Below are 23,011 nucleotides of genomic sequence, written 5' to 3'. Positions count from 1 at the left end.
TCCCTGTGCAGCGCGCTTGGGCGCGTCTTTGGACAATCGATTGCCGCGACAGCTTGGCCTGCCGAACAAAAGGCGGCCGCGCCCTAGCCCTGGAGCTTGGCCTGATCGCCCGACAGGCTTAGACGCAACGTCGGCGCGAAGGTGGCGCCGAAGCGTCGCGCGCCGGTCGCCTGCGCGCCTCGCCCCCAGTCGTCGACGAAGCTGATCACCGACAGGTCCGGCAGGACCAGCCAGCTATAGGCCTGCCGCGGCGCGGTCTCGGGATTGGCGAAGACCAGACCCGTGCCGTTCAAGGGGCGCCAGCCGTGGCTCAAGCGGTCGGAGACCATGCCGTAGAGACCCGTGGGCGCGTGGCGAAGGCCGGGTGCGAACACGTGGGTCTGGGTCGACCAGAACATGTAGTAGAGGCCGTCGGCCATCACGACATGGGGTCGCTCCAGCTCGTTGTTCACCCCGGTCGCGTCGATCAGTGGCGGCGCGATCCGCCAGTCGCCAGCGGCGCCGGAGGACGACACCGCCGCGCCGATCACCCCGTTGAACTCCGCGCCATTGGCCGCCGAGCCGGCGAAGAACAGGTAATGCCCGCCCCCCCGCGGATCGTGGAAATAGGCGGGATCGCGGAAAGCCTTGATGGTGCCGACGACGCCCACGCCGCCGTCGCTGGCCATATAGTGGGCGGGGTCGCGCTGGACGATCTCGCCCAGGTCCCGCCAGGCCGAGACCCTGGGACGCCCCGCGGCGATCTCGAGCGTCGCGCGAGCGCTGAACAGCCGCTGCTCGAAGGTCAGGGTCGCCTCGCCGCGCCGGCCCGTGGCGGTGAAATAAAGGGTCAGAGACCGCGAGTCGGCGTCTAGCACGGCCGAGCCTGACCACTCCCGGCTGCCGGGCGAAAAGCCCTCCGGCATCGCCGGACCCAGGTCCGACCAGCCCGCGGCGTCGCGCCAAAGCAGATGGATCCGCGCGTGGCCGTGGCGCGCGTCGGGATCCTCGAAACGCGGCGACGCCAGGGCCATCCACAGCGTCGCCCCGCCATCGAACGTCTTTGGCGCGCCGGATTGAACCTGAACGGGCCAGGCGTCCCAGATGTCGAGGTCGGCCGCGACGCGGGCGATGTCCTTCTCGCCGATGAGCGGCGCCGCGCTGACACGTTCAAGATCAATTCGCGCCACGTCGGCCGTCGCCCAGCGATCTGGCGCAGCCCGCTCCGAACTGACCGCTGAAGGAATGACACTGGACATGCGCTCTCCTAGCCGGCTGGAGGACGCCGCGCTCCAGCCCGGTCGGTGTAAAAGAAAGAGATCGCGTTGGCAAACGATTGCCGAAAACCTTCACCCCGCAGTCAGGCGGGCGAGATGCCTTTGTTTGCGCCGCAGTCTTCTCAGGCTTCCCCGCCCGAGCGGTCCGGTGGGAAGGCGTCATGGCCATTGACCAAAAGCTGAGTTTCGAAGCTCAGCGATGAGGCATCAGCCGCTAGGATGACCTTCAAAGCAGCCCGGGTAGGGCGGGCCTCAAGCCTGTAGTTCGACGGCGACGGACCGCCGGCTCATCAATCTGCTTGCCAGTTATTTGCCAGAAACGAATCGAAATGGACCGAACGAGACGGCGCCCATTCGACCGTAACACCTTATTCTACTTGGATTTTAGCTAAATCTATGATCGTTCATACTGAGCGGGTCACGGGTTCAATCCCTGTCGCATCCACAGCCTTTCCCTTTTACCACATGAAGCTGATCGCAGCGCCGCGCCCCTGATCCGCGCGCTTGGCGGATGCATGCACCTTATCGACCTGGATCGGAGTCCCCGCCAGCGATCCCCAGCAGATTAAAGGTGCGTCGCTCCCCGGCCGCGTCACGTCTCTCCAGCGGAAGCGCCTTCAATCGCATGTCGATCTCTCTCGCCGAAATGCGAATGCGATTGACTCGCAATATTATCTAAAGTAGCGCCCTCCGCCATGTTTCGTCCGGGGGTTTCCATGCGTCTTTGTCTGCTGAGTGCTTGCTCTTTCGCGATCCTGGCCCATGGGGCTTGGGCCGAGGAGATCGCCCCCGTCAAACCGTCGAGCGACGATCAGTCCACCGCCGTGGAAGCGGTGGTGGTCACGGGCGAGAAGACCTCGCGCTCGCTGCAGCAGACCGTGACCAGCGTCGCCGTGACCACCGCCGCTCGGATCGAGCGCGAGAACATTCAGACCTTCTACGACGTGGTCGCCCGCACGGCGAACATGAGCGAGACCTACGGCAAGACCGGCTTCACGATCCGCGGCGTCAGCAACATGAACGTCTCGGGCGGCGGAGCCGGCGGCTTGGCGACCGTCTATGTCGACGGCGCCGCCCTGCCGGTCGACGCCGTTTACGGCGGGCCGCTCGAGATGTGGGACATCGGCCAGGTCGAAGTGCTGCGCGGCCCGCAATCGACGCTGCAAGGCCGCAACTCGCTGGCGGGCGCGGTCGTCATCACCTCGGCCAACCCCACCTACACGCCCCAGTTCCGCGCCCGGGTGAACCTGGCTAGCGGCGATGAACGGACCTTCGCCGTCGCGGCCGGCGGCCCGATCGTCGCCGACCAGCTGGCCTTCCGAGCCTCGGTCGAAAAGAAGGATAGCGACGGCTTCGTCTACAATCCGACTCTGAAGCGTGACATCGACGCGCTGGACAGCCTCAGTGTGCGAGGCAAGCTGATGTTCACGCCGACCGCCCTGCCCGGCCTGAAGGCGATGCTGACCTACGCTCACAGCGATCGCGACGCGGGCTACCTGTTCACCTACTCGCGCATCGACACGCCGGAATACTACAAGCACCGCGTCGACCTGTCGGGCGATCCGAACCGGACCAAGACCAAGACCGACATCCTGACGGCCGACCTCGCCTACAAGTTCAGTGACGCCCTGACCCTGAACGCGATCGCCTCGTTCAATGCGGTGAAGACCCGGTCTGTCTACGATCTCGACTTCAAGCCGGCCAGGACCTCGTACGGCGCGCGCCGGGTAGACACCGACACCGCCTCCCAGGAGCTGCGGCTGAACTATGACGGTGAGCGCCTGAAGGGCCTGATCGGTTTCTACCACGCCAAGCGCGACGCCCAGGACCTGACCGCTAGCCAGGTCAATGTCGCCTTCCCTCGTGCGACCCTGGTCAACACCCTGACCTCCAGCCTTCTGGCAAGCGTTCCCAGCCCGACCGCCGCACAGCAGGCCGCCGCGTCGGCCCAGGCCAACGCCTTCGCCAACCTCTACATCGCCGCCCTGCCGGTGATCCCGGTGGACTATTCGGGCGACCAGCCATCGGTGATCGACACTAGCGCCATCTTCGCCGACGCCAGCTTCGCCGTGACCGACAGGCTGAGCCTGCTGGGCGGGTTCCGCTATGACCACGAGAAGAACACCAGCAGCAGCAGCCAGGTCGCGCGCTTCACGGGGACCTATCCGACGGCCTCGTCCTTCGGCGCCTATGCGCCCTACGTGACCCTGGTGAACGGCTTCGTCGCCAACATGGTGGCCCAGGCCGGCTCGACCGCCCCGGAGGACACGCGCAAGTTCAACGCCTTCCTGCCGAAGGTCGGGGTCAAGTACGACTGGACGCCGGACATCAACACCAGCCTCGTGGCCCAGCGCGGCTATCGTTCCGGCGGTTCGACGGTGAACATCGCCCGCTCTACCGTCGCGGCATACGACCCGGAATACACCTGGAACTACGAGGCCTCGCTGCGCACCGCCTGGCTGGACGGGACCCTCACGGTCAACGCCAACGCCTTCTATGTCGACTGGAAGGACCAGCAGGTCACGGTGAACCTGGGCATCAACAGCTACGACTACGAGGTCCGCAACGCCGGCAAGTCGCACCTCTACGGGTTCGAGCTCGAAGTCGCCCAGCGCGTCACCCAGGCGCTGTCTTGGTACGCCTCGCTGGGACGCACCAAGACCAAGTTCGACGAATTCACGATCACCTCCGGCGTCGACACGCGCAACCTCGCCGGCTCGGAATTCCCCTACGCCCCGCACTGGACGGTGGCGATGGGCGCCGACTACCGCTGGACGAACGGCCTGATCGCCCACCTGGACGGCAACTACCGCTCCGGCAGCTACTCGTCCGCCGGACTGCAGCAAGCGCAGGACGACGTCGTCAAGGAACGCGTCGTCTTCAACGGCCGCTTCGGCTACGAGCGCGCTCACTGGGGTGTGTACGTCTATGGCAAGAACCTGCTGAACGCGACCTACGCCCAGTACACGCGGGGCGACACCGGGGTGGCGATGCTCGGCGAGCCCCGAATCCTGGGCCTGACCCTGGAGACGCGCTGGTGACCGCGCTCTGGGCTCTGGTCCTGACGCCGCTGCCCGTCGCCGGCGCGACCCTGCTGAAACGGGCCTGGGAGGGCCCCAGCCCGCGCCGCCCCTGGCTGATCCTGGGCGGCTGGGGCCTGATGGCCGTCGCGATCGCCGCTTCGGTTCCCCTGATGGGGTCCGCGCGCGGTCCGGCCGCCATCCTGGCGCTCGCCTCGACGGCGGTGCTGGCCTTTGTGGCGACCGGCGTCGAGCGCCGCAACGCGCGCAAGAAGGTCGCCCGCGAGCTGGCGCCGGAGCCGTCGGACCGTAGGCGGGTGGCCTGGCGAGGCTGGCTGCGCGGCTTCCTGGCCGGGCCGCTGGCAGGCGTGGCGGCCCTGGGCTGCGGCCTGGCCGTGGCGATCTGCGCGCCGGGCCAGGTCCAGACCCGGATGGTCATCGGCGGTCTGATCGTTCCTTTCCTGTGGGCCGGCGGCATGGCCTGGACCCTGTCCGACGACAGAATCCTGCGGGCCTTCGCGGTTCTGGCCGGCGTCGCCAGCCTGACCCTCGGCGCAGCCTTCCTGAAGGGAGCCCTATGATGGCGACTTCGCTCGACAAGCGCGCGAAAGCCAAGGCCGCAGGCAAGCCGATCTGGCCCAAAGTCCCCGCCGAGTTCGTGCGCGCCATGCTGGCCGGCCATTCGGCCCTGGGTCTGGCCTTCGCGGCGCTGATCTATCTGGTGTGTTTCTCCGGCTCGATCGCGGTGTTCACCCAGGAGTTCGAGCGCTGGGAGGCCCCCGCCGGGCCGGTCCTGCACACAACCTCGCCCCAAGCCGTGGACGCCGCCGTGCGGGCGACGCTGGCCAAGAACCCCACGGCCCATGATCTCCTCGTGCGCCTGCCGACGGCCGACCACCCGCGCTTGACGGTCCATGACGATGACGCCCCGGGTGGCGAGCGGACCTATGTGGCCGACCAGGCCGGACGGCTCGTCGACGAGGCGCAAACGCCTTGGAGCGACTTCCAGGCCAAGCTGCATACGGTGCTGCATCTCCCAGGAACCTGGGGACGGTTCCTGGTCGGCCTGACGGGCGTGGCGCTGCTGTCGTCGCTGATCTCCGGCGTGCTGTCGCATCCGCGGGTCTTCAAGGACGCCTTCGCCTTCCGTTGGGGCGGCTCCAAGCGCTTGCAGGAGGCCGACCTTCACAACCGCATCTCCGTCTGGGGGTTGCCCTTCCACCTGGCGGTGTCGCTGACCGGCGCCTTCCTGGGCCTGACCACGATCATCGTCGGCGTCCTGGCCCTGGCGACCTTCAAGGGCGACACGGCCAAGGCCTATGCGCTGTTCAGCGGCCCGGTGGTCCAGGACGACCCGCGCCCGGCTGGTCGACTGATGGACCTCGGCGCGGCGCTCGACGCCGTAAAGGCTCGCCACTCGAACGCGAAGCCGAGCTACATCTACGTTCAGCACCCGCGAGAGCGGGGCCAGCACGCCACGATCAATCTCGTCACCGAAAGCCGACTATCGCGCGGCGAAACCGTCGTTGTCGACGGCGCGGGCCGCATCCGCGGCGAGGTCGGCTACGAGAGCGGCTCGCTAGGGTTCCGCGTGCTCTCGGCCATGACGCCGCTGCATTTCGGCTGGTTCGGCGGCTGGCCGGTCAAGGTCGCCTATTTCCTGCTCGGCCTTGGCCTGACCGCCGTGACCGCCAGCGGCGTGGCCATCTGGCTCGCGCGGCGCCGCGACAAGGGGCGGCCGGCGCCGCGCTGGGAGCGGCTTTGGGTCGCCTTCGCCTGGAGCCAGCCGCTGGCATACGCGCTGTCGGCCCTGGTCAGCCTGCTCTCTCCCACGCCCGCTCCCGTCGCGGTTTGGGGGCTTGCCACCCTGGTCACGTGCGGCTCGGCCGTCTTCGCGACGCCACCGAGGCTGTCCATCGGGCTGCGCCGGATCAGCGCCGTCCTGATCGCCATGGCGGCCGTCGCGCACGGCGCGTCGCACCGGGGCCTGATGGCCGATCCGGTGGGATGGGTGCTGGACGCCGGCATGCTGGCGACAGCGCTGCTGCTGGCGTTGACCACCCTGCCGGCAAGGTCGCTCAGCCCCCCCTTGATCAATCGCGACGCCTGAGCGTTCTGCGTCCGCGCCAGGTCGTCATCGGCCGCCCAGGTGTTGAACGTCGCGACCATGGCGCGGGTGGCTAGGCGTTCAAACTCGGTCCGATCGGCGACGACTTCAGGGCCAGCGCGGAGGCGAGGTCACGCGACAGGCCAGCCTCGCAGGCGTTCCTGAATTCGCGCGGCGAGCGTCCGTACTGTTCGCGGAACGCCCGGCTGAAGTGGGCCGAGCCGTTGAAGCCCCAGCGAAAGCAGATCTCGGAGATCGACAGCCGCGCGTGCTGCGGACTGGCCAGGTCGATCCGGCAGCGCTCCAGACGACGCGAGCGCAGATAGTGGCTGAAGGTCTCGTTGGCCGAGGCGAAGAGCTTCTGCACGTAACGCGGCGAGACGCCCTCCTCGTCGGCGACGCGACGCAGCGACAGCTCCGGGTCCGGCAGCAGGGTCTCTATGGTCTGGCAGAGGCGCTGCAGATGCGCCGTCGGCGCCGAGGGGTCCAGGGCTTCGGACGCCGCCGCGCCGCGCTCCAGCAGGCATTGCGCCAGGAACTCGGTGAGCGCCAGGTCGACGGGCCGCAACTGGTCGACCGACAGGTTCTCGAGCTCCTCGGCCGTGCCGCGCAACAGGTCGGAGAGAATGCGGGGTACGCCGCTGGATCCCTCCAGCCAGCCCACCCGAAGATTGAACGGCTTGATCAGGCGGTGATCCAGGGCCACGCGCGGCGCGCGGACGAAGAGCAGCCGCGAACGGGTGTCCAGGCGCAACGCGGCGGCCTGGCCCGTAGGCCCGAAAGCGATGTCGCCTGTCGCGACGGCCACGGCTAGGTCGTCGGTGACCAGGGTCGCTTCGCCATGGAGGAGCACCGCCAGCCAGACGGCCGCCGGCTGGCCCGAAAGCCGGCCCGAGATCGTCTGGGCGCCGGCTTCGACGAGGGCGAACTCGATCCCCAGCGGCGAGGTCAGGCAAATCACCGAGGCCGCGGCTGGCTCGCCCGCCGACAGCCCCTCGATCGGCAGGCCCAGGCGTCCCATCGCATCGCGCCAGGCCTCGGCCCGTTCGGCGCGCGGATGGCTTTCGGTGCTGAACGACCAGGCCTTCATCGTCCTATTCCTTGAGCTTGGGGAAGATGTCTCGGGGGATCCTGGCGTGGCAGCCCTGGGTGCCGTCCACCACCTGGGTCACGCCGAAGTCGGCCGCCACGCTCATCAGCGAATAGGCGTCGTTCTTCGACAGACCGACCTGATCGCTGAGCAGGCTAAGCATCTTGGTGGAGGCGTCGCGCATGGCGAGATTCAGATCTTCGTTGAAGCCGTGGACGATCCACCACTTGGGCGTCTCGAGCAGCGGTCCGGGCGTCTGGATGTCCTTGCGCAGCACGATCTGCATCAGCACGTTCAGCGAGCTCTCGATGGCCGTGCCCGACAGCTCGCCGTCGCCCTGGCTGACATGGGGATCGCCGATCGAGAACAGCCCGCCGTCGACCTGAACGGTGTAGTACATCGTCGCCCCGGCCCCGATGCGCCAGTTATCGATGTTGCCGCCGTGCTCGCCGGGCGGAATGGTGCTGACGCGGCCGTCGACCGCCGGCGCGACGCCGGCGGTGCCCAGGTGCGGCCGGGCTGGGATCCGCACGCCCTTCAGCGCCGGCTGCCGGTCGCATTCGGGGCAATGGGTGATCGTGCCCGGGATCAGGTACTTGCCTTCGAAGTCGTAAGCGTAGAGGGCGCTGGCGGTGTTGGTGTTCGGGTCGAGCTCGTAGATCGTCACCCGCTCCTTCTCGCCGAACTCCTTGTAGAGATAGCCCCAGTTCGCCGCGAGGTTGGAGCCGTAGTTGTTGCGCGGGACCATCCGCAGATAGCGCACCTCCAGCACGTCGCCGGGCTTGGCGTCCTCGACGTAGATCGGCCCGGTCATGATGTGGACGCCGGGATTGCGGTCGTCTTCCGGGATCTCCTTGAATATGCGGGTGACGCCCTCGTCCATCATCAGCTCGGGCGCGTCGCCGGCGTGGTGGGTGATCGCTTCGGCCTGGACCAGGTCGCCGCTCTTGATCCGCAGCGCCGGTTTGATCGACGGGTCGAAATAGCCCCAGTGCACGGTGTGGGGCGTGGCTTTCAGGCAGTGCAATGCGCCGGGAACGACGTCGGGACGTTCCTGGCCGGGTTCGCAGATGAAAGGCATCGGGATCTCCGGGTCAGGCGGCGGCGCTGGCGAGCGTCACGCTCGTCATGCTCAGCGAGCCGTGCTCGATGTGGTCGGGAGCGAAGGTCGGGAGGTCGCCGGGCAGGCGCGCGCCCAGCACATACAGTAGCGGCCAGTAGTGGTCGGGCGTGGGAACCGAGCGCCGTGCATCCTGGCCCTGGCTCTCGAAAGACACGGCCTTCTGCGGCGCGTCCTCGACGATGGCGGCCTTGATGTAGTCGTTGAAGCGCTTGGACCAATCATAGGGCGCGCAATCGCGGTCACCCCAGTCCATGGCCGGCAGGTTGTGGACGATGTTGCCGGTGCCGATGATTAGCACGCCTTCGTCGCGCAGCGGCGCCAGGCGCTGGCCGATCTCGAAGTGCCACGCTGGCGGCTTGGCGGCGTCCATGCTGAGCTGAACCACCGGCACGTCGGCGTCGGGGAAGGCCTTGCACAGCACCGACCATGTCCCGTGGTCCAGGCCCCAACCCTGCTCGTCCAGGGCGACGGGCGTCGGCGAGAGGACGTCCCGCACCCGGGCCGCCAGCTCGGGCGAGCCCGGCGCTGGATACTGCTTGTCGAACAAAGCCTTGGGGAAAGAAGATCCGAAGTCATGGATCGTCCGGGGGCGCGCCATCGCCGTCACGGCGACGCCGCGCGTCAGCCAGTGCGCCGAGACGCAGAGGATCGCCTTGGGCTTGCCGACAGCGTCGCCCATCGCCCGCCAGGTGCGGGTCGTGTCGTTGGTCTCCAGCGCGATCATCGGGCTGCCGTGACCAAAGAAGATGACCGGCAGGCGGCTCATGCGGCCGCCCCCTCGTTGGCCGCGACAGGCGCATCGGCGCTCTTCAGGGCGGCCCAGGCCTTCTGGTAGCGGGGCGTCAGCCAGCGGTTGAACTGCACCTGCGCGCCTTCCTGCCAGGAGTAGCGTCCGCGGATGGCGAAGCGCGAGCGCAGGCCCTGCTGGACAAGCTCGTCGACATGCATGTCCTGGGCGATGATCTTGGCGGCCGAGGTCATGATCATCTCAAGGCGCTCCTCGAAGCCCGAGGTCTCGGTCGCGCCGGGCGCCACCAGGACGCCGGTGTCCTGCTCCATGGTCTCCGGACCGGTGGGGCGCAGGATCAGGTAGATCACCATGTCGCTGGTCATCACCAACGACAGAGTCGGCGGAATGTTGGCGAAGGTCGCGCGGTTGCGGTCTTCTTCGGTCAGGTGGGGGAAGACCGGCAGCACAGCCTTCTGGGTCGGGTTAAAGCTGGCGTCGGCGTGCAGCGTGCCGTTGTAGCGCAGGAAGCCCGCGTCCCCCTCGCCCGCCTCGGGGAAGCTGCACAGCTCGCTCGGGATGAAGTCGTGCAGAGGCCCGCGATGCAGCTTGCTGGCGTGATAGCCGTCGTTGTTGTTCTCGAACATCACCTTCCAGTTCCAGGCGAACTGGCCGGTCATCGGCGGCGTCAGGCCATCGGCGGTCGAGAGGTCGTAACGCTCGATCGCGGCTTCGACGGCGGAGAGACGCGGGGCCAGCGGCGCCGCCTCGACGTCGAAGTTGATGAAGATGAACCCCAGCCAGATCTCGACCTTGAAGGTCGGCAGCTTGACCGTCTTCTTGTCGAAATCGCAGGTCCGCTCCATGGCCGGGGCGTTCACAAGGTCGCCGTTCAGCGAATAGACCCAGTGGTGATAGGGGCAGACGAAGCCGCGGGTGTTGCCCCTGCCCTCGGCCACCAGCATGGCGCGGTGCTGGCACACGGCGGACATGGCCTTGATCTCGTTGTCCCGGTTGCGCGTGACGACGATCGGCTCGCCGATGATGCGGGTGGTGAAGTAGTCGCCGGGCTCCTTGACCCATTCGACCCGGCCGACGCACAGCCATTCGTGATTGAACAGCGCCTCCTTCTCGAACGCATAGAAGTCCGGGTCGGTATAGCAGGCGGGCGGCAGGGTCTCGGCCGTCTCGACGCTCCCCATGGAGCGGGACAGGTCGGCGAAGAAGGCGTCGCTCAAGATGCCGTTCGGCGGGCGCAGGCTCATCGTGAAGCGCTCTGAAAAGTCGGAAGTCGACCATCACGCTAGGACCGCAACGTGAGCTGGTCTTGCTCCAGCGCGCACGAAGACTTGGTCGTCGGGCGAGCGAAACGCCGGGACGCCGCATTCCAAGGCGGTCGGCGCCTTTGGGCCCCGCGCGGCGCCCAACGGAAGGTCAATCCGCCGCGGACGAGAAAGCCGTCGTGCGCGCTGGAGCAAGACCGTCCGTCCGTGGGAGCCTAGCCTCTGGATGATCGCACCACCGAGGACGCCATGACGCTGACCGCCGACATCGCCATCCAGGACCTGAAGCCGGGCTTCGGGGCCGAAATCTCCGGCATTGACCTGGCGGCCGCCTCGGACGCGGCCCTGGATCAGGTCGTGGACATCTTCCACCGCCACGGGGCCATCGCCCTGCGCGACCAGAAGATGACGCCGGACGACCTGATGCGCTTCATCAACCGGTTCGGCGAGCCCGAGGACCACACCCAGACCCGCTTCACCCTGCCCGGCTATCCAAAGATCTTCATCCTCAGCAACCGCGTCGTCGACGGCAAGCCGATCGGCGCCCACAACGACGGGGTCGGCTGGCACACCGACTACAGCTACAAGCCAGAGCCGGTCATGTTGACCATGCTCTATGCGGTGGAGGTGCCTGACGAAGGCTCCGACACCCTGCTGGCGGACGGTTGCGCGGCCTGGAACGCCTTGCCCGCCGACCGGCAGGCCCTGCTGGAGAGCCTGAAGCTGCATCACAGCTACAAGCATTTCATGGCGACGCGGGCCTTCGGCGAACAGCAGACGCTCTCGCCGGAAATGGAAGCGGCCAATCCCGATGTCGAACACCCGCTGATCCGCACCCACCCGGCCGACGGTCGCAAGGCACTATGGCCCTCGACCGGCACCGTCACCGAGGTGATCGGCATGCCGGGGCTGGCGGGCCTGGCCCTGCTGGACGAACTGGTCGAGTTCATGACCCAGGAGCAGTTCGTCTATCGCCACAAATGGCGGGTCGGCGACCTCCTGATGTGGGACAACCGCTGCACCCTGCACACCGGCACGCTGTACGACGACACCAAGTACTTCCGGACGATGCATCGACTCTGGGTCAAGGGCGACAAGCCGTACTGACCCGACCATGCGCAAAACCTGGCTTATCACGGGCGTGTCCAGCGGCCTGGGCCGCGAGATCGCCCGCGCCGCCATCGCGCGTGGCGACAAGGTCGTCGGCACGGTGCGCAGGCCCGAGGCGGCTTCCGCCTTCGCGGCCCTGGGCGGCCGCCCGCTGATCCTCGACGTCACCGACATGGCCGCCGTGAACGCGGCGGTGGCCGAGGCGGAACGGATTACCGGCAAGATCGACGTCCTGGTCAATAACGCGGGCTACGGCCTGGTGGGCGCGGTCGAGGAGGCGTCGCTCGACGAGGTTCGGGCCCAATTCGAGACCAACGTCTTCGCGCCGTTGGCCGTCATGAAGGCTGTCCTGCCGGCGATGCGGGCGCGCGGCGAGGGACGGATCATCAACATCACCTCGGTGTCGGGCCTGGCGGTGTGGGCGGGCACGGGCGTCTATTGCGCCAGCAAGTGGGCGCTGGAGGCCCTGACCCAGAGCCTCGCCCAGGAAGTGGCGGCGCTTGGGATCAAGGTGGTCAATGTGGCGCCCGGCGGCCTGCGCACCGGCTTCGCGGCCGGCTCGAAGGCGATCGTCGCCGACAAGATCGCCGACTATGACGGCTTGGCCCGCGACGCCGAGCGGATCATGGCCGCGCACGCTGGCCGCGAGCCTGGCGATCCGGCCAAGGCCGCGCTGGCGATCCTCGCCATCGCCGACGCCCCCGATCCGCCGATGCACCTGCTGCTGGGCGAGGACGCCCTGAAGTACGCCGGCTACGCCGCCCGGGGCCTGGCCGCCAACATCGAGGCCTGGAAGGCGCTGAGCCTCTCCATCGCCTTCAACGACTGACCCGAAACGCGAGCGCTTTCCGTGACAAACACCCTGATCTTCGTCGATCTCGCCTCCGACGATCCGGCCGCGGCCGGCGACTTCTACGCCCAGGTCTTCGGCTGGCAGAATGACGCCCGCCCCGAGGGCGTCTATCACCGCATGGTGCCGGGCGGCTTCTTCAAGAAGCCCGATGGGACCGACAGCGAAATCGGCAACCTGCACCTGGGGATCTTCAAGGCCGCCAACGCCCGTCCCCATCCGGAGCCCGAGGGCGTCGAGCCGCGCACCCTGAGCGCCGATGGCCGCAAGCCGCGGGTTTGGGTGCTGATCGGGGACGACGACAGCGCCGACCGCATCTTGGGAACGGCCGAAAGCCTGGGCGCCGCGATCCTGTGGCGGAACCATTACTGGAAGGAATTCAACGGCTACAACCACGCCTTCCGTGATCCGTGGGGCAACGAGATCGTCCTGTGGGGCAAGGCTGGGCCGGACCCGCAGATCCCGGCGGACTTCAGCCGCGAATAACAAAAAACGCCGCGCCATCGGGCGCGGCGTCTCGACGGGCGAGGTAGCGCCGCCGTTGCTCACGGCGGCGCTTTTTCATGCCCGGTCAGAACGGCTTGTCGCCAGCGACCGTCACGCGATAGCCGGTGCGGGTGTCGGGGAAATAGTCCCAGATCGCCTGGTGCCAGGTGCAGCGGTTGTCCCAGAACGCCACCGAGTTCGGCCGCCAGCGGAAGCGCACCTGGAAGTCGGGGTTGCTGGCGTGCTGGTAGAGATAGCCCAGGATCGCCGCGCTCTCGGCCTTGGGCAGGCCCTCGATATGCGTCGTGTAGGACGGATTGACGAACAGGCTCTTGCGGCCGGTGACCGGATGCGTGCGCACGATCGGGTGGGTCGAGCAGTTGTACTTGCGGTCGATGTCCGGAAAGATCGCCTTGTAGACCGGGTTGGCGTCATGCACCGCCGACAGGCCTTCCAGATAGGCCTTCATCTTGTCGGACAGCGTGTCGTAGGCCCAGTACATGCTGGCGAAACAGGTGTCGCCGCCATGCTCCGGCAGGACCTTCATGTAGAGGATGCTGCCCAGAGGCGGCTCCGGATCGCAGGTCAGGTCCGAGTGCCAGTTCTCGCCGGCCACGAACTTGGAATTGGCGTCGGCGTGAATGGCCACGATCTCCGGATGGTCCGGCAGGCCCGGCACACCGGAGTGGATGGCCAGGTCCCCGAACTTGCGGCCGAGATCCTTGTGGGCCTCGTGCGACATGTCCTGGTCGCGGAAGAAGATCACCTGATGCTGCAGCAGAGCCTGGTGAACCTCCTCGAACTGGCGGTTGCTCAGCGGCTTGCCCAGGTCGACGCCAAAGACTTCCGCGCCGATCCGGCGGGTCATGGGCTTCACGTCGAGCACGTCGTAGGCCATGCGAAACTCCACTAGGTGTCCAGAAAGCCGCCGCGCACATAGACCAGCGGCGCCTTGGTCTCGTCGGTCGTGACGCGCAGCACGCGACCGACCAGGATTTCGTGATCGCCGCCGTCGTGGACGGCGTGCAGCGCGCATTCGATCGCCGTGACGCACCCGGCCAGCAGCGGCGCGCCGCAGACTCCCGCCTCGACGGCGGTCAGGGCGAAGCGATCGTCGGCGCCACTCTTGGCGAAGCGGTAGGCTAGGTCCCCCTGCTCCCGCGCCAGGATGTTGACGCAGAACCGCTCCGCCGGCTTCACCGCCGCCAGGGTCCGGCTGTCGCGCTTGAGGCAGACCATGACCAGCGGCGGGTCCATCGACACCGAGCTGAAGGCGCTGACGGTCGTGCCGACCAGCCGCCCCTCATGGCAAGCGGTAACCACCGTGACCCCGGCCGCGAAACTGCCCATCGCCTTGCGGAAGTCGGCGGGCTCGGGCGCCTGCGATTGCAGCGCCGCGCTCATGCCTCGGCCCCGAACGGATTGTCCGGATAGACGGCGGAAGCGGGTCGCGCCGCGCCCTCTTCCGGGCTCGCCCGACCGCAGACGGCCAGGGCCGTCAGGGCGTAGATCAGGGCGCTGTCGACCAGATCCTTCGGCGTCGGGCGCCAGCGGCGGAAGCCGGTGGTGATGGCCGGGATGCGGTGCATGTTGAAGACATTGTGGTCGCGCCACATGCTGGAATAGACCGGATGGGCCAGGGCGACCGGATGGCCCAGGCCCAGCTGGGTGGCCACGTCCACAGCCCCCACCAGCGGCGCCACCTCGGCGGCGTCGGCCTCGAAGCCATGGCGCACGACCACCGGCTCGATGTCGATCCGGCCAAGCCCGGCCTCCCGCACCATCTTCTCGAGCGAGTGCTGAGCGTCGGCCACGCGCTGCCTGGGGCTGAGCCCCACCTCCAGATAGAGGTTCACCAGCTCCGTGCCCGCCCCGAAGGCGTAGGGGATGCCGCCCCGCACCGAGGCGATCTGCGACTTGGGCTGGGCGACGCCCCCGGCGCTCTCGTAGCGGCTGGTCCTCTCCCATTCGCCGCTCCAGGCGTGGATGGCGTCGGTCAGGCGCCCCAGCTTGTAGATCGGATTGGGGTGTTGGGCCGAGCTCGCCGGCTGCTCCAGCAGCGGGGTGAAGACCCCCTCGCCCCACACCTGGAAGCGGAACACCGCGTAGCCGCAGCCCACCCAAGTCAGGCCGAAGTCGCAGCCCTCGGCGGCGATGGCGTAGTCGGGGGCGACGCCGCCGTGGTGGAACAGGTAGTGGGCCCCGATGTCCTTGCCCATATAGGCCACGCCCCGGTGCTCCTCAATCGGCTCGGGGCCGATCTCGCCGGGACAGGCGGTCAGATACATCTTGCCGGCCAGCTCATACCCGGCCTTCTTCAGCGCCTTGGCCGCGATCAGGAAGCAGCTCATCGGGCCGCGGTCATTGGCGATCGGGTAGCCGAAGAGCTTGCCGTCCTCCAGCCAGCACTTTTCCCACTCGGGATTGGCCAGGGTCTCGGGCGCATACTTGTAGGCGTCGAGATCGGGGTTCCAGGTCGGCGCCTCGGTGTCGAGGTGGGCGGTGAACAGCAGGTTCTTGCCGACACCCTTGCCGCCATAGGTCCCGATGATGTTCGGCCGCTCGGGGGTCGCTCCGACCTTGCGCGGCGAGAAGCCCTCGCGCGCCATCCAGTCGTGGACGTAGTTGGCGACCTCCAGCTCCTTGCCTGACGGTGCGGGAATATTGCCCAGCGTCAGGGCCAGTTGGACAATCTCGTCCTCATCGATGGCGGCGGCGATCGCCGCGCGGTCGGCGTCGGTGACGGCGTAGGGCGCGACGGCCCCGAGATTGGGAAATCCGTCGGCCATCTCAAGCGCTCCAGGCGGCCGCGACCTGCGCCGTATCGGTCAGGATCGCGCTGTTCAGTTCCATGACCTTCAGCGACGCCAGATGGATGTCTTCCTCATAGGCCGCGCAGGCGTCCGCGGCGACGAAGACGTGGTAGTCCAGGGCGAAGGCGTCGCGAACCGTGCTGTCGACGCAGCACTCGGTGGTCACGCCGGCCACGACCAGGGTGTCGACGCCTAGCGCCTTCAAATGCGCGTGGAGATCGGTGCCGCCAAAGCCGCTGTAGCGGGTCTTCTTCACCACGCGCTCGCCCGGCAACGGCTGGGGACCGTAGAAGTCCGAGCCGACGTCGCCTTCGCGGCACAGGGCGCTCTCGTTCTCCGGGTCGCCGCCGCGACGACGCATGCGCTCGCGCCAGGCCGAAGAGTCGGTCTGCGGCGTCGTGAACAGGCCGACGAAGATAACGGGAACGCTCGCAGCCCGGGCGGCTTCGACCAGCGCCTCGGCGGCTGCGAGGGCCGGCTGGACGACGGCCATGTCGATGTAGGCGCCCAGAGCGCCTTCGGGCGAGGCGAAGTCGACCTGCATGTCGATGACCAGCACCGCCGTGCGAGATGGTGCGATCCAGGCTTTCAGGTCGTCGGCCACGCCAGCCGCCGTCGTCATCGCATTCACTGGAACACCGCCCTCAGGCCCGGCAGGATTTCGGCGCCGAACATGGTCAGCCCTTCGACATAGTCGGGGAAGATCATCATCAGCCCGTCCAGCTCGCAGTAGCGCAGGAATTCCTCGATCTGCGCCGCGCAGGTCTTCGGCGCGCCGACGACGGTCTGGGTCATGAACGCGCCTTGGGCCGCCGCCACGCTCGACAGCTTCTCGGCCGGCACGCCCCAGCTTTCCAGCATGGCCAGGATCGCGCCCATGTCCGCGCCGCTCTTGTAGTGCTCGACCTTGGCCTCGGCGTCAGCGTCGGTGTCGCCGTGGACGACCGTGCACATGGCGAAGGTCTTGATGGTCTTGCCCATGCCCTCGGCGGTCTTCTTGGCCCGCAGCGAGGCGTCGCGGCGCTCGTCCGGCGTACGGCCGCCGATGAAGCAGACGTCGGCCTCGCGCACCGAGAACTGGAAGCCGCGATCGCTCATGCCCGCGCAGACCAGGTCCGGACGCGGCTTGGAGAGCGGCTTGGGCTTCGACTGGCAGTCCTTCATCGTGAAGTACTTGCCCTGGAAGTCGACGCTGTCCTCGGACCACAGCCGCTTGACGATCGTCGTCCACTCCTCGGTCAGGGCGTAGCGGTCGTCATGGGTCAGGGAGTCGTCCCACGCGCCCATCTGGTCGAACTCGCCCTTATAGGCGCCGGCGACGATGTTGAGGCCCGCGCGGCCGCCGCTGATGTGATCGAGCGTGGCGATCATCTTGGCCGCCACGGCCGGGTTCTGCAGCAGCGGATGGATGGTGGCCCAGATCTTCACGTTCTTGGTGGCCTCGGCGATGCCCGCCATCATCGTGACCGACTCCAGGGCCGTGCCCCAGTGGTCGGTCTCGCCGCCGAAGCCCCGGAACTTGCCCATCGACATGACGAAGTCCATGCCGACCTCGTCGGCCTTGACCGCCGCGGCGCGGTTCTGGGCGTAGAGGCCGTCCAGGGTCGGCGTGGTCTTGGAGATGATCCAGCCGCCGTTGGCGACCGGCAGGAAGACCCCGAAGTCCTTGTGCTGGGAAGGGCGGTGGAACATGGCTTCTCTCCTGATCCCTGAAACTCTAGGCGGCGTCGCGCAGCAGGACGGGCGCAGGCGCCGGAACGGGCGCGACCGTGGTCTCTTCGACGCTCTTGCGCGGTGGGCGCATGAACAGCGCGGCCACGAAGATAACGCCGATCACGGCGGCGAACACTTGGAAGGTCGGGGCGAAGCCGCCGAGACGGTCGCGCATGAAACCGCCGATGAACGGCCCCAGCGCCGAGACCGCGCCGACCAGACAGACCATCGAGAAAAGCTCCAGATTGCTCCGACGGCCATAGTAGTTCAGCAAAAGGATGCTGACGGCCAGGACCGTCATGCCAAAGCCGACGCCCACGCCCAGGGCGAAGATCACCATCATCGGCCATGTCGTCGCGCCCGCCAGCGCCAGCAGGCCGACGGCCATCATGCCTTGGGCGCCCGCCAGCAGCCAGCGCGGATCGATCCGGTCGCCCAGCAGGCCGCCGCTCATGCGGGCGACGACCTGCATCAGCGACTCCAGGCTCAGGGCGGTCACCGCGACGGCGGACGCCACGCCCAGCTCGCCGAAATGACTGGGGGCGAGGCTGACGGCGGTGACGCCGCCCAGCAGGTGGGCGAAATAGGCGGCGACGATCACATAGAACTGCGGCGTGCGGATCGCCTCCTTCACGGTCCAGTCGACCTTGGTGCGGTAGACGCGGGCGTTGGAGGGCTGGCTGGCGACCTCTTCGGCGACCGCCTTGTCCGTCTCGACAGCCGTGCGCTCAAGCCAGGCCTTACCGCCCACCAAGGCTGCGGCCAGCGCGCCGACGACCGCCGACGCGACAGCCTGCCAAGCCCAGTAGGGACGCCAGGCGCCGCCGGCGATCTCCATGCCGACCAGGGCCATCCACGGGCCCACGACGCCGCCCAGCGAGCCGATCGTGAAATAGATCCCGAACGGCAGGGCGCGTTTCTTGAAAAGCATGGACAGCAGGTGCGTCCCGGGGATCAGCGCCATCATCTGGTAGCCGACACCCAGCAGCGCCGTGCCCGTGAGGTAGACGGGCAGTCCCTTCGACACCGCCAGGCAGATGAAGCCGGCGATCATCACCGCGGATCCGGCGACGATCGTGGCCCGCACGCCGATCTTGCGGATCAGCAGCGCCGGCAGCCACGACGAACCGCCGCAGAACGCGCCCAGCAGGGTGAAGCCCAGGAAGGCCGAGGCGAAGCTCCAGTGCTGCTCCTTGATCATGGCCGGCAGGATCACGCCCAGCGACGAGAACGTGGACGCGGTGATCAGGAACAGCAGCAGGGAGAGCGCGCCCAGCAGGGTCCAGGAGCGCCATTGGATCGTCGACATCGCCATCGAGCCTCCGTGTAAGCTCGCGACGCGTCCCTCGCGGGGACGCGCCGCGCGGGGAACTAGAACTTCCGGGCCAGGGTCACGCGCCACTCGCGGCCCTTGCTGGGCAGCGCGCCAAGGTTGGCGTAGCTGTCGGCGTCGGGCGTGAAGTAGAGCTTGTCGAACAGGTTATCGACGTTGAGCGTGGCCGTGTACGGACCGTACTCGTAGTAGAGGCTGCCGCTGGCCACCCAATAGGCGGGATAGGTCACGGCGTTCTGGACGGTGCCCGAGGTCTTGGTCACGTGGGTGACGCCCAGCGTGGCGCCGACCTTGCCCCAGTCGTATTCGTCGCTGGTATAGGCGCCGTACAGGCTGACCACCGACTTCGGGATCAGGGTGTAGTCGTAGTCGCCCGCGCGGCCCGGCAGGCTGTTGAAGTTCCAAACCACATAGGTCCCGCCATAGCCCTGCTGGCCCGAGACGCCGGCGGTGTAGGCCGGGATGTACTGGAACGAGGTGTCCGGGCCCTTGACGGTCGTGTGCTGGGTGTTGCCCGAGAAGGTGAAGCTCAGGTGCTCGCTGGCCAGCCAGCGGACCTCCAGCTCCACGCCCTTGGCGCGCGTGCCCTGGACGCTGATCGGCGGCCCGTTGAGCAGCTGGGTGCGGTTCTGGCGATAACCCGCCAGCGAGCCGACCAGCGTGCCCTTCAGAAGCTGGAACTTCACGCCCGCCTCGGCCAGATCGCTGTCCGACAGCCAGGCGCCGTTGGCCACCAGACCCGGCGCGATATCGCCCGCCTGGCTCATCTCCAGGGCCGAGGCCTTGGCGTAGCTGATGTAGGGCATCACGCCGACCGGCGTCTTGTAGGTCAGGCTGGCGGTGTAGGTCCCCTGCCCTTTGCCCGCCTTCTGTTGGCCGGCGACGGTATAGCTGAGGAAGCCGGTGTCGTTCGACTTGACGTCGTAGTCGTCGTAGCGACCGCCCAGCATCAGGTTCAGCTGCTCGCCGATCATGATGTCGGTGGTGAAGAAGACGCCGCGCTGTTTCCAGTCGCTCTTGTTGTCGTTCTCCCATTTCACGCCGTCGCCGGCGTTGAATGGATTGCCGATGATGTCGGTCGGCGTCGCCCCGAACGCGATGTCGCGGCGATCCAGGGCGATCAGGCCGCTGTTGTAGCTCTCGCGGCGCCGGCCGTCGAAGCTGCGATAGGAGGCGCCGACGAAAGACTTCGAGGTGATGACCCCGAGGTCGTAGCCGAAGTTGTACGTGAGCCGCGCCTCCCAGACCGAGCTGTCGAACCAGGCGGGATAGCCATAGGAAACGAAGCGCTTGTTCTCCTGGTCGTCATAGAACAGCTGCAGCTTGACCGCGCTGGTGGGCGTCAGCTCCTTGCCCAGGTCGTAATAGAGGGTGTTGGTGCGGGTCTTCGAGAAGTCCGCGCCGCTGATATAGACCGTGCGCGGGCTCAGCTTGGTCGTGCCGACTCCGACGTCCAGCGTGTGCAGGGCGTCGCTGCTCGGATATCCGTAATAGGCCAGGTACATGGCGCTGGCGTACGGATAGTAGCCGATTTCGTTCGGCGTGAGACGGCCGTTGCCGTCGCTGTCCTTGAGCGAGGTGTCACGGCCGGTGATATAGGTCTGGTTGTCGATCAGGGCCTGGGTCAGGCGGTTCCAGCCCGGCGTCTGCACATCGCCTTTCGAGTGGTACAGCATGCCACCGAACGCGGTCGTCCAGCCATTGCCCAGGTCGAAATCGGCGGAGAGTTCGCCGGTCTGACGGCGCGGATAGATCCCCTTGTAGAAGCTATGGGAGTCCTCGACCTCGCCATAGAGATAGACCCCGCCCGTCACGGCGCCGAAGTTCGCCGGCAGGCCCAGTTGAGCCGTGGCGTTCTTCTTGTTGTACGAGCCATAGGTCAGCGTGACCTCGCCGGTGGGCTCGGTCAGATAGCCGCCTTCGTTCTTGCCCGACTTCGGAATGAAGTTGAGCATGCCGCCCACCTTGCCCGAGCCATAGATCGGCGTGGGCGGACCGCGCACGACCTGGATCTGCTCGGCCGCGCCAATCGGCGTCGAATAGGTGCCGCGGTTCTCGATCCGCTTGAAGCCGCGGAAGTAGTTCTCGGCCAGCGTGCCGCGGATGTTCAGCGCGCCGGGCACGCCGTAGAAGCTGGCGGTGTAGGTCCCGGGCGAAACCGCCGTCAGACCGTCGATCGTCTCGATCCCATAGCGCTGCAGCGTCAGGTCGCTGACGAAGCTGGCCGAGCGCGGCGTCTCCAGCAGCGGCTTGTCGATGCCGAAGACGGTGTTGTTCGGCTGCTTCTCCAGCAGGCCCGCCTTGTCGCGCGCCTTGACCACGATCTCGTCGACCTTGTCGGACGCTGGCGCGGTCTCGTCAGCGAAAGCGAGTTGCGCGTGCGCCAGCAACACAAGGGCGGAACAGCCCGCCATCAAAAGCCGGTAGTTCGACATGCGGTCCTCATGCGAGGCTGTCGCGCCCACCGCCCGCGGCGGTTATCCCCAAGGTCGACGCCTCGAGGTCATCATCGACCGGTCAGCCGCGCCGACGAGGTGGCCTGCCTGACATTTCACTCAAAATATCCCCGCCGCATGCATCTTGAGCCGTCGGCGACTTCGAAATCAGCGAGATGGGCGTAAAATTTGCTTCAGGGCGAACCAGACGCGCCTCAAAGGCGTCCACTCTCAAAGCCGGGTGTTCGACCAAGAGGCGTCGCCATCCCACGCCCGCCAGCCGACGCCGTTCGACGTTGCTGAGCGCCCGATGACTTCAGGTTGTCCGCGCTAAAACTTCGCCCCACCCCTAGGCCAGAGCGCGCCTAGTCCTCGAGAGTCGAGACGTCGAACCCATGGTAGAGCGATAGGAAGCGGAATGGATGACCCGGCATATACTCGCTGAACATCACGTTGTTGATGTCGCTGAGGGTGTCGAAAGTCCCGATGCGAGCTTCAGGCGCGTGCAGCGCCAGATGATGTCGCGCCAGGTTCAGCGCGATCTGGTCGATCCATCGCGTCACCGTCTCGCGCGAAAGGCGCTCATTCAGGTAGGCCCGAAGCCACCGCAGCATCATCGCTGTCGCTTGCGTCGGGCGCGCCAGCAGCAGATTGGCGGTGATCCGCGAGCCCGCCTGGGTGTTGCCCTCGTTCTCGTTGATCACGAGATCGGCGTCGCGCCAGTGGTCCAGCAGGTCCGAAACGCCCCGCTGCAGCAGCAGATCGATGTCCGACACGAACACCGGACGCTGCAGGATCTCCAGCAGCGCCCCCAGCCGCTGGAAGCGCACGGACTGGTAGTGGGCGACCGGGATCTCGATCTGGCCCTTGGGCGGCGCGTCATAGCAGCGGGTCACGACAGCCGAGGCGTCGAAGCCGTCACCGGTCAGGATCAGGCGCGGATCGTCGATGCCCAGGGTCGCGGCCGCGGCGGCCAGACTTGCCGCCCCGCCGATCACGTGGATGACGACCAGGCAAGGCGTGTCGCTGTGCTTGAAGACCGACAGCGCCAGCAGCCGTCCGTAGAGCTCGACATAACGCGCGTCGGCGGCGGCGAAGAACACGACCTGGGCGCGGAGCTCGTTGGCGTGCGCCTTCAGCCCTTCAGCGTCGAGGGTGCGACCGTCGCCGGTCAGGAAAGCCTGGGGATCGTCCCCGACCGCCGGCGGCGTAGGGCCCGCGAGGTCCACGCCGGTCAAGGCGTCCAGCACCGCCCGGTAGTGCGCCGCCCAGCCGTCCCACTCGGGTCCCGGCGATTGAACATTCATCGCCTGCGCCTCGTCCACGAGCTCCTGGAACAGGCGCAGGCGGCTGGCGGTCAGGGGCGCGCACAGGATCAGGCCCAGCGCGTCGTGGTAGAACTTCAGTCGCCCCAGCGGATGCATGTTGGAGTGGGAATCGCGCGCCTGAGTCACGGCCGCGGTCAGTTCGCTCTCGATGGCGAGCGCCATCTGGCTCGTGCGCGGAGCCGACCGCCCCTCGACGCCGCCTTCCAGGAATTGCGACAGCAGCGGGAGCGCGCGGTCGTAGGGTGGCAAGGCGCCTTCCCCAGCCGGCAGCGCGAAACGCAGACCGCCGCGCCAGCCGACCTGCAGCTCGAACCGGTCGGGCGACTGCCCCCAAGCC

Annotated in this window: 18 protein-coding genes and 1 pseudogene; 6 read left to right on the top strand and 13 right to left on the bottom strand. The window is 67.4% G+C overall.

Going from position 1 to position 23,011, the window contains the following annotated elements; all coding sequences use genetic code 11:
* Positions 1-83: 83 nt before the first annotated feature.
* Positions 84-1,238, bottom strand: a complete 1,155-nt coding sequence (locus DI526_RS13940; protein WP_304279011.1) for a glycoside hydrolase family 68 protein — start codon at positions 1,236-1,238, stop codon at positions 84-86.
* Between the two features lie 734 nt (positions 1,239-1,972).
* On the opposite strand from DI526_RS13940, the gene DI526_RS13935 reads away from it, so the two are divergent.
* Genes DI526_RS13935 through DI526_RS13925 form a run of 3 tightly spaced genes read left to right on the top strand, consistent with a single transcriptional unit; the run spans position 1,973 to position 6,386 of the window.
* A complete protein-coding gene (locus tag DI526_RS13935) occupies positions 1,973-4,297 on the top strand; it encodes a TonB-dependent receptor (protein WP_304279008.1) in 2,325 nt (774 codons plus the stop codon).
* A complete protein-coding gene (locus DI526_RS13930) occupies positions 4,294-4,857 on the top strand; it encodes a hypothetical protein (RefSeq protein ID WP_304279006.1) in 564 nt (187 codons plus the stop codon). The genes DI526_RS13935 and DI526_RS13930 overlap by 4 nt, the downstream gene beginning before the upstream one ends.
* Positions 4,857-6,386 carry a PepSY domain-containing protein gene (locus DI526_RS13925; protein WP_304279004.1) on the top strand — a complete coding sequence of 510 codons (1,530 nt, stop codon included), beginning with the start codon at positions 4,857-4,859 and terminating at the stop codon, positions 6,384-6,386. The genes DI526_RS13930 and DI526_RS13925 overlap by 1 nt, the downstream gene beginning before the upstream one ends.
* A gap of 70 nt (positions 6,387-6,456) precedes the next feature.
* Here DI526_RS13925 and DI526_RS13920 read toward each other — a convergent pair whose 3' ends face one another.
* From DI526_RS13920 to DI526_RS13905, 4 genes are read right to left on the bottom strand one after another with little or no spacing between them, the layout of a single operon-like run.
* A complete protein-coding gene (locus DI526_RS13920; RefSeq protein ID WP_304279001.1) occupies positions 6,457-7,473 on the bottom strand; it encodes a helix-turn-helix domain-containing protein in 1,017 nt (338 codons plus the stop codon).
* Positions 7,474-7,477: 4 nt separating this feature from the next.
* Complete coding sequence (locus DI526_RS13915; RefSeq protein WP_304278998.1) at positions 7,478-8,554, bottom strand: acetamidase/formamidase family protein; 1,077 nt, start codon at positions 8,552-8,554, stop codon at positions 7,478-7,480.
* Positions 8,555-8,567: 13 nt separating this feature from the next.
* Positions 8,568-9,362: a 4,5-DOPA dioxygenase extradiol gene (gene ygiD / locus DI526_RS13910; protein WP_304278996.1), complete on the bottom strand. Its 795-nt coding sequence runs from the start codon at positions 9,360-9,362 to the stop codon at positions 8,568-8,570.
* A complete protein-coding gene (locus DI526_RS13905) occupies positions 9,359-10,588 on the bottom strand; it encodes an aromatic ring-hydroxylating dioxygenase subunit alpha (protein ID WP_304278993.1) in 1,230 nt (409 codons plus the stop codon). The genes ygiD and DI526_RS13905 overlap by 4 nt, the downstream gene beginning before the upstream one ends.
* A 267-nt stretch (positions 10,589-10,855) precedes the next feature.
* Here DI526_RS13905 and DI526_RS13900 point away from each other — a divergent pair, with 267 nt between their 5' ends.
* Genes DI526_RS13900 through DI526_RS13890 form a run of 3 tightly spaced genes read left to right on the top strand, consistent with a single transcriptional unit; the run spans position 10,856 to position 13,052 of the window.
* Positions 10,856-11,713, top strand: a complete 858-nt coding sequence (locus tag DI526_RS13900) for a TauD/TfdA family dioxygenase (RefSeq protein ID WP_304278990.1) — start codon at positions 10,856-10,858, stop codon at positions 11,711-11,713.
* A gap of 7 nt (positions 11,714-11,720) precedes the next feature.
* Positions 11,721-12,545, top strand: a complete 825-nt coding sequence (locus DI526_RS13895; RefSeq protein WP_304278988.1) for an oxidoreductase — start codon at positions 11,721-11,723, stop codon at positions 12,543-12,545.
* A 21-nt stretch (positions 12,546-12,566) separates the two neighbouring features.
* Positions 12,567-13,052, top strand: coding sequence for a VOC family protein (locus DI526_RS13890; protein WP_304278985.1), 486 nt, complete (start codon positions 12,567-12,569; stop codon positions 13,050-13,052).
* Positions 13,053-13,137: 85 nt separating this feature from the next.
* On the opposite strand, the gene DI526_RS13885 is transcribed toward DI526_RS13890, so the two are convergent.
* The 8 genes and pseudogenes from DI526_RS13885 to DI526_RS13850 all read right to left on the bottom strand — a co-directional run.
* Positions 13,138-13,950, bottom strand: coding sequence for a TauD/TfdA family dioxygenase (locus DI526_RS13885; RefSeq protein WP_304278982.1), 813 nt, complete (start codon positions 13,948-13,950; stop codon positions 13,138-13,140).
* A gap of 11 nt (positions 13,951-13,961) precedes the next feature.
* Positions 13,962-14,456: a flavin reductase family protein gene (locus tag DI526_RS13880; RefSeq protein WP_304278979.1), complete on the bottom strand. Its 495-nt coding sequence runs from the start codon at positions 14,454-14,456 to the stop codon at positions 13,962-13,964.
* Positions 14,453-15,841 (bottom strand): peptidase M20, encoded by a 1,389-nt coding sequence (locus DI526_RS13875; protein WP_304278976.1) that lies wholly within the window; start codon positions 15,839-15,841, stop codon positions 14,453-14,455. Before DI526_RS13875 ends, DI526_RS13880 begins: the two co-directional genes overlap by 4 nt.
* Before the next feature lies 1 nt (position 15,842).
* Positions 15,843-16,487 carry a cysteine hydrolase family protein gene (locus DI526_RS13870; protein WP_304278973.1) on the bottom strand — a complete coding sequence of 215 codons (645 nt, stop codon included), beginning with the start codon at positions 16,485-16,487 and terminating at the stop codon, positions 15,843-15,845.
* 5 nt (positions 16,488-16,492) lie between these two features.
* Complete coding sequence (locus tag DI526_RS13865) at positions 16,493-17,557, bottom strand: LLM class flavin-dependent oxidoreductase (protein WP_304278970.1); 1,065 nt, start codon at positions 17,555-17,557, stop codon at positions 16,493-16,495.
* Between the two features lie 25 nt (positions 17,558-17,582).
* Complete coding sequence (locus DI526_RS13860) at positions 17,583-18,887, bottom strand: CynX/NimT family MFS transporter (RefSeq protein ID WP_304278968.1); 1,305 nt, start codon at positions 18,885-18,887, stop codon at positions 17,583-17,585.
* 62 nt (positions 18,888-18,949) lie between these two features.
* A complete protein-coding gene (locus DI526_RS13855; RefSeq protein ID WP_304278965.1) occupies positions 18,950-21,346 on the bottom strand; it encodes a TonB-dependent siderophore receptor in 2,397 nt (798 codons plus the stop codon).
* 365 nt (positions 21,347-21,711) lie between these two features.
* Positions 21,712-23,011: pseudogene (locus DI526_RS13850) on the bottom strand (FkbM family methyltransferase); the annotation flags it as partial.

The organism is Caulobacter segnis, from assembly GCF_003243465.1.
GTDB lineage: Bacteria > Pseudomonadota > Alphaproteobacteria > Caulobacterales > Caulobacteraceae > Caulobacter > Caulobacter segnis_A.
Note: the sequence above shows the minus strand (reverse complement) of the source record. Positions and strands in the feature narration are given on the sequence as shown.

What these genes read in the sequence shown, in the direction of transcription:
- DI526_RS13940 (WP_304279011.1), bottom strand. Translation starts at nt 1,238, where the DNA reads ATGTCCAGTGTCATTCCTTCAGCGGTCAGTTCGGAGCGGGCTGCGCCA.
- DI526_RS13935 (WP_304279008.1), top strand. Translation starts at nt 1,973, where the DNA reads ATGCGTCTTTGTCTGCTGAGTGCTTGCTCTTTCGCGATCCTGGCCCAT.
- DI526_RS13925 (WP_304279004.1), top strand. Translation starts at nt 4,857, where the DNA reads ATGGCGACTTCGCTCGACAAGCGCGCGAAAGCCAAGGCCGCAGGCAAG.
- DI526_RS13920 (WP_304279001.1), bottom strand. Translation starts at nt 7,473, where the DNA reads ATGAAGGCCTGGTCGTTCAGCACCGAAAGCCATCCGCGCGCCGAACGG.
- DI526_RS13915 (WP_304278998.1), bottom strand. Translation starts at nt 8,554, where the DNA reads ATGCCTTTCATCTGCGAACCCGGCCAGGAACGTCCCGACGTCGTTCCC.
- ygiD (WP_304278996.1), bottom strand. Translation starts at nt 9,362, where the DNA reads ATGAGCCGCCTGCCGGTCATCTTCTTTGGTCACGGCAGCCCGATGATC.
- DI526_RS13905 (WP_304278993.1), bottom strand. Translation starts at nt 10,588, where the DNA reads ATGAGCCTGCGCCCGCCGAACGGCATCTTGAGCGACGCCTTCTTCGCC.
- DI526_RS13900 (WP_304278990.1), top strand. Translation starts at nt 10,856, where the DNA reads ATGACGCTGACCGCCGACATCGCCATCCAGGACCTGAAGCCGGGCTTC.
- DI526_RS13895 (WP_304278988.1), top strand. Translation starts at nt 11,721, where the DNA reads ATGCGCAAAACCTGGCTTATCACGGGCGTGTCCAGCGGCCTGGGCCGC.
- DI526_RS13885 (WP_304278982.1), bottom strand. Translation starts at nt 13,950, where the DNA reads ATGGCCTACGACGTGCTCGACGTGAAGCCCATGACCCGCCGGATCGGC.
- DI526_RS13880 (WP_304278979.1), bottom strand. Translation starts at nt 14,456, where the DNA reads ATGAGCGCGGCGCTGCAATCGCAGGCGCCCGAGCCCGCCGACTTCCGC.
- DI526_RS13875 (WP_304278976.1), bottom strand. Translation starts at nt 15,841, where the DNA reads ATGGCCGACGGATTTCCCAATCTCGGGGCCGTCGCGCCCTACGCCGTC.
- DI526_RS13870 (WP_304278973.1), bottom strand. Translation starts at nt 16,487, where the DNA reads ATGACGACGGCGGCTGGCGTGGCCGACGACCTGAAAGCCTGGATCGCA.
- DI526_RS13865 (WP_304278970.1), bottom strand. Translation starts at nt 17,557, where the DNA reads ATGTTCCACCGCCCTTCCCAGCACAAGGACTTCGGGGTCTTCCTGCCG.
- DI526_RS13860 (WP_304278968.1), bottom strand. Translation starts at nt 18,887, where the DNA reads ATGTCGACGATCCAATGGCGCTCCTGGACCCTGCTGGGCGCGCTCTCC.
- DI526_RS13855 (WP_304278965.1), bottom strand. Translation starts at nt 21,346, where the DNA reads ATGTCGAACTACCGGCTTTTGATGGCGGGCTGTTCCGCCCTTGTGTTG.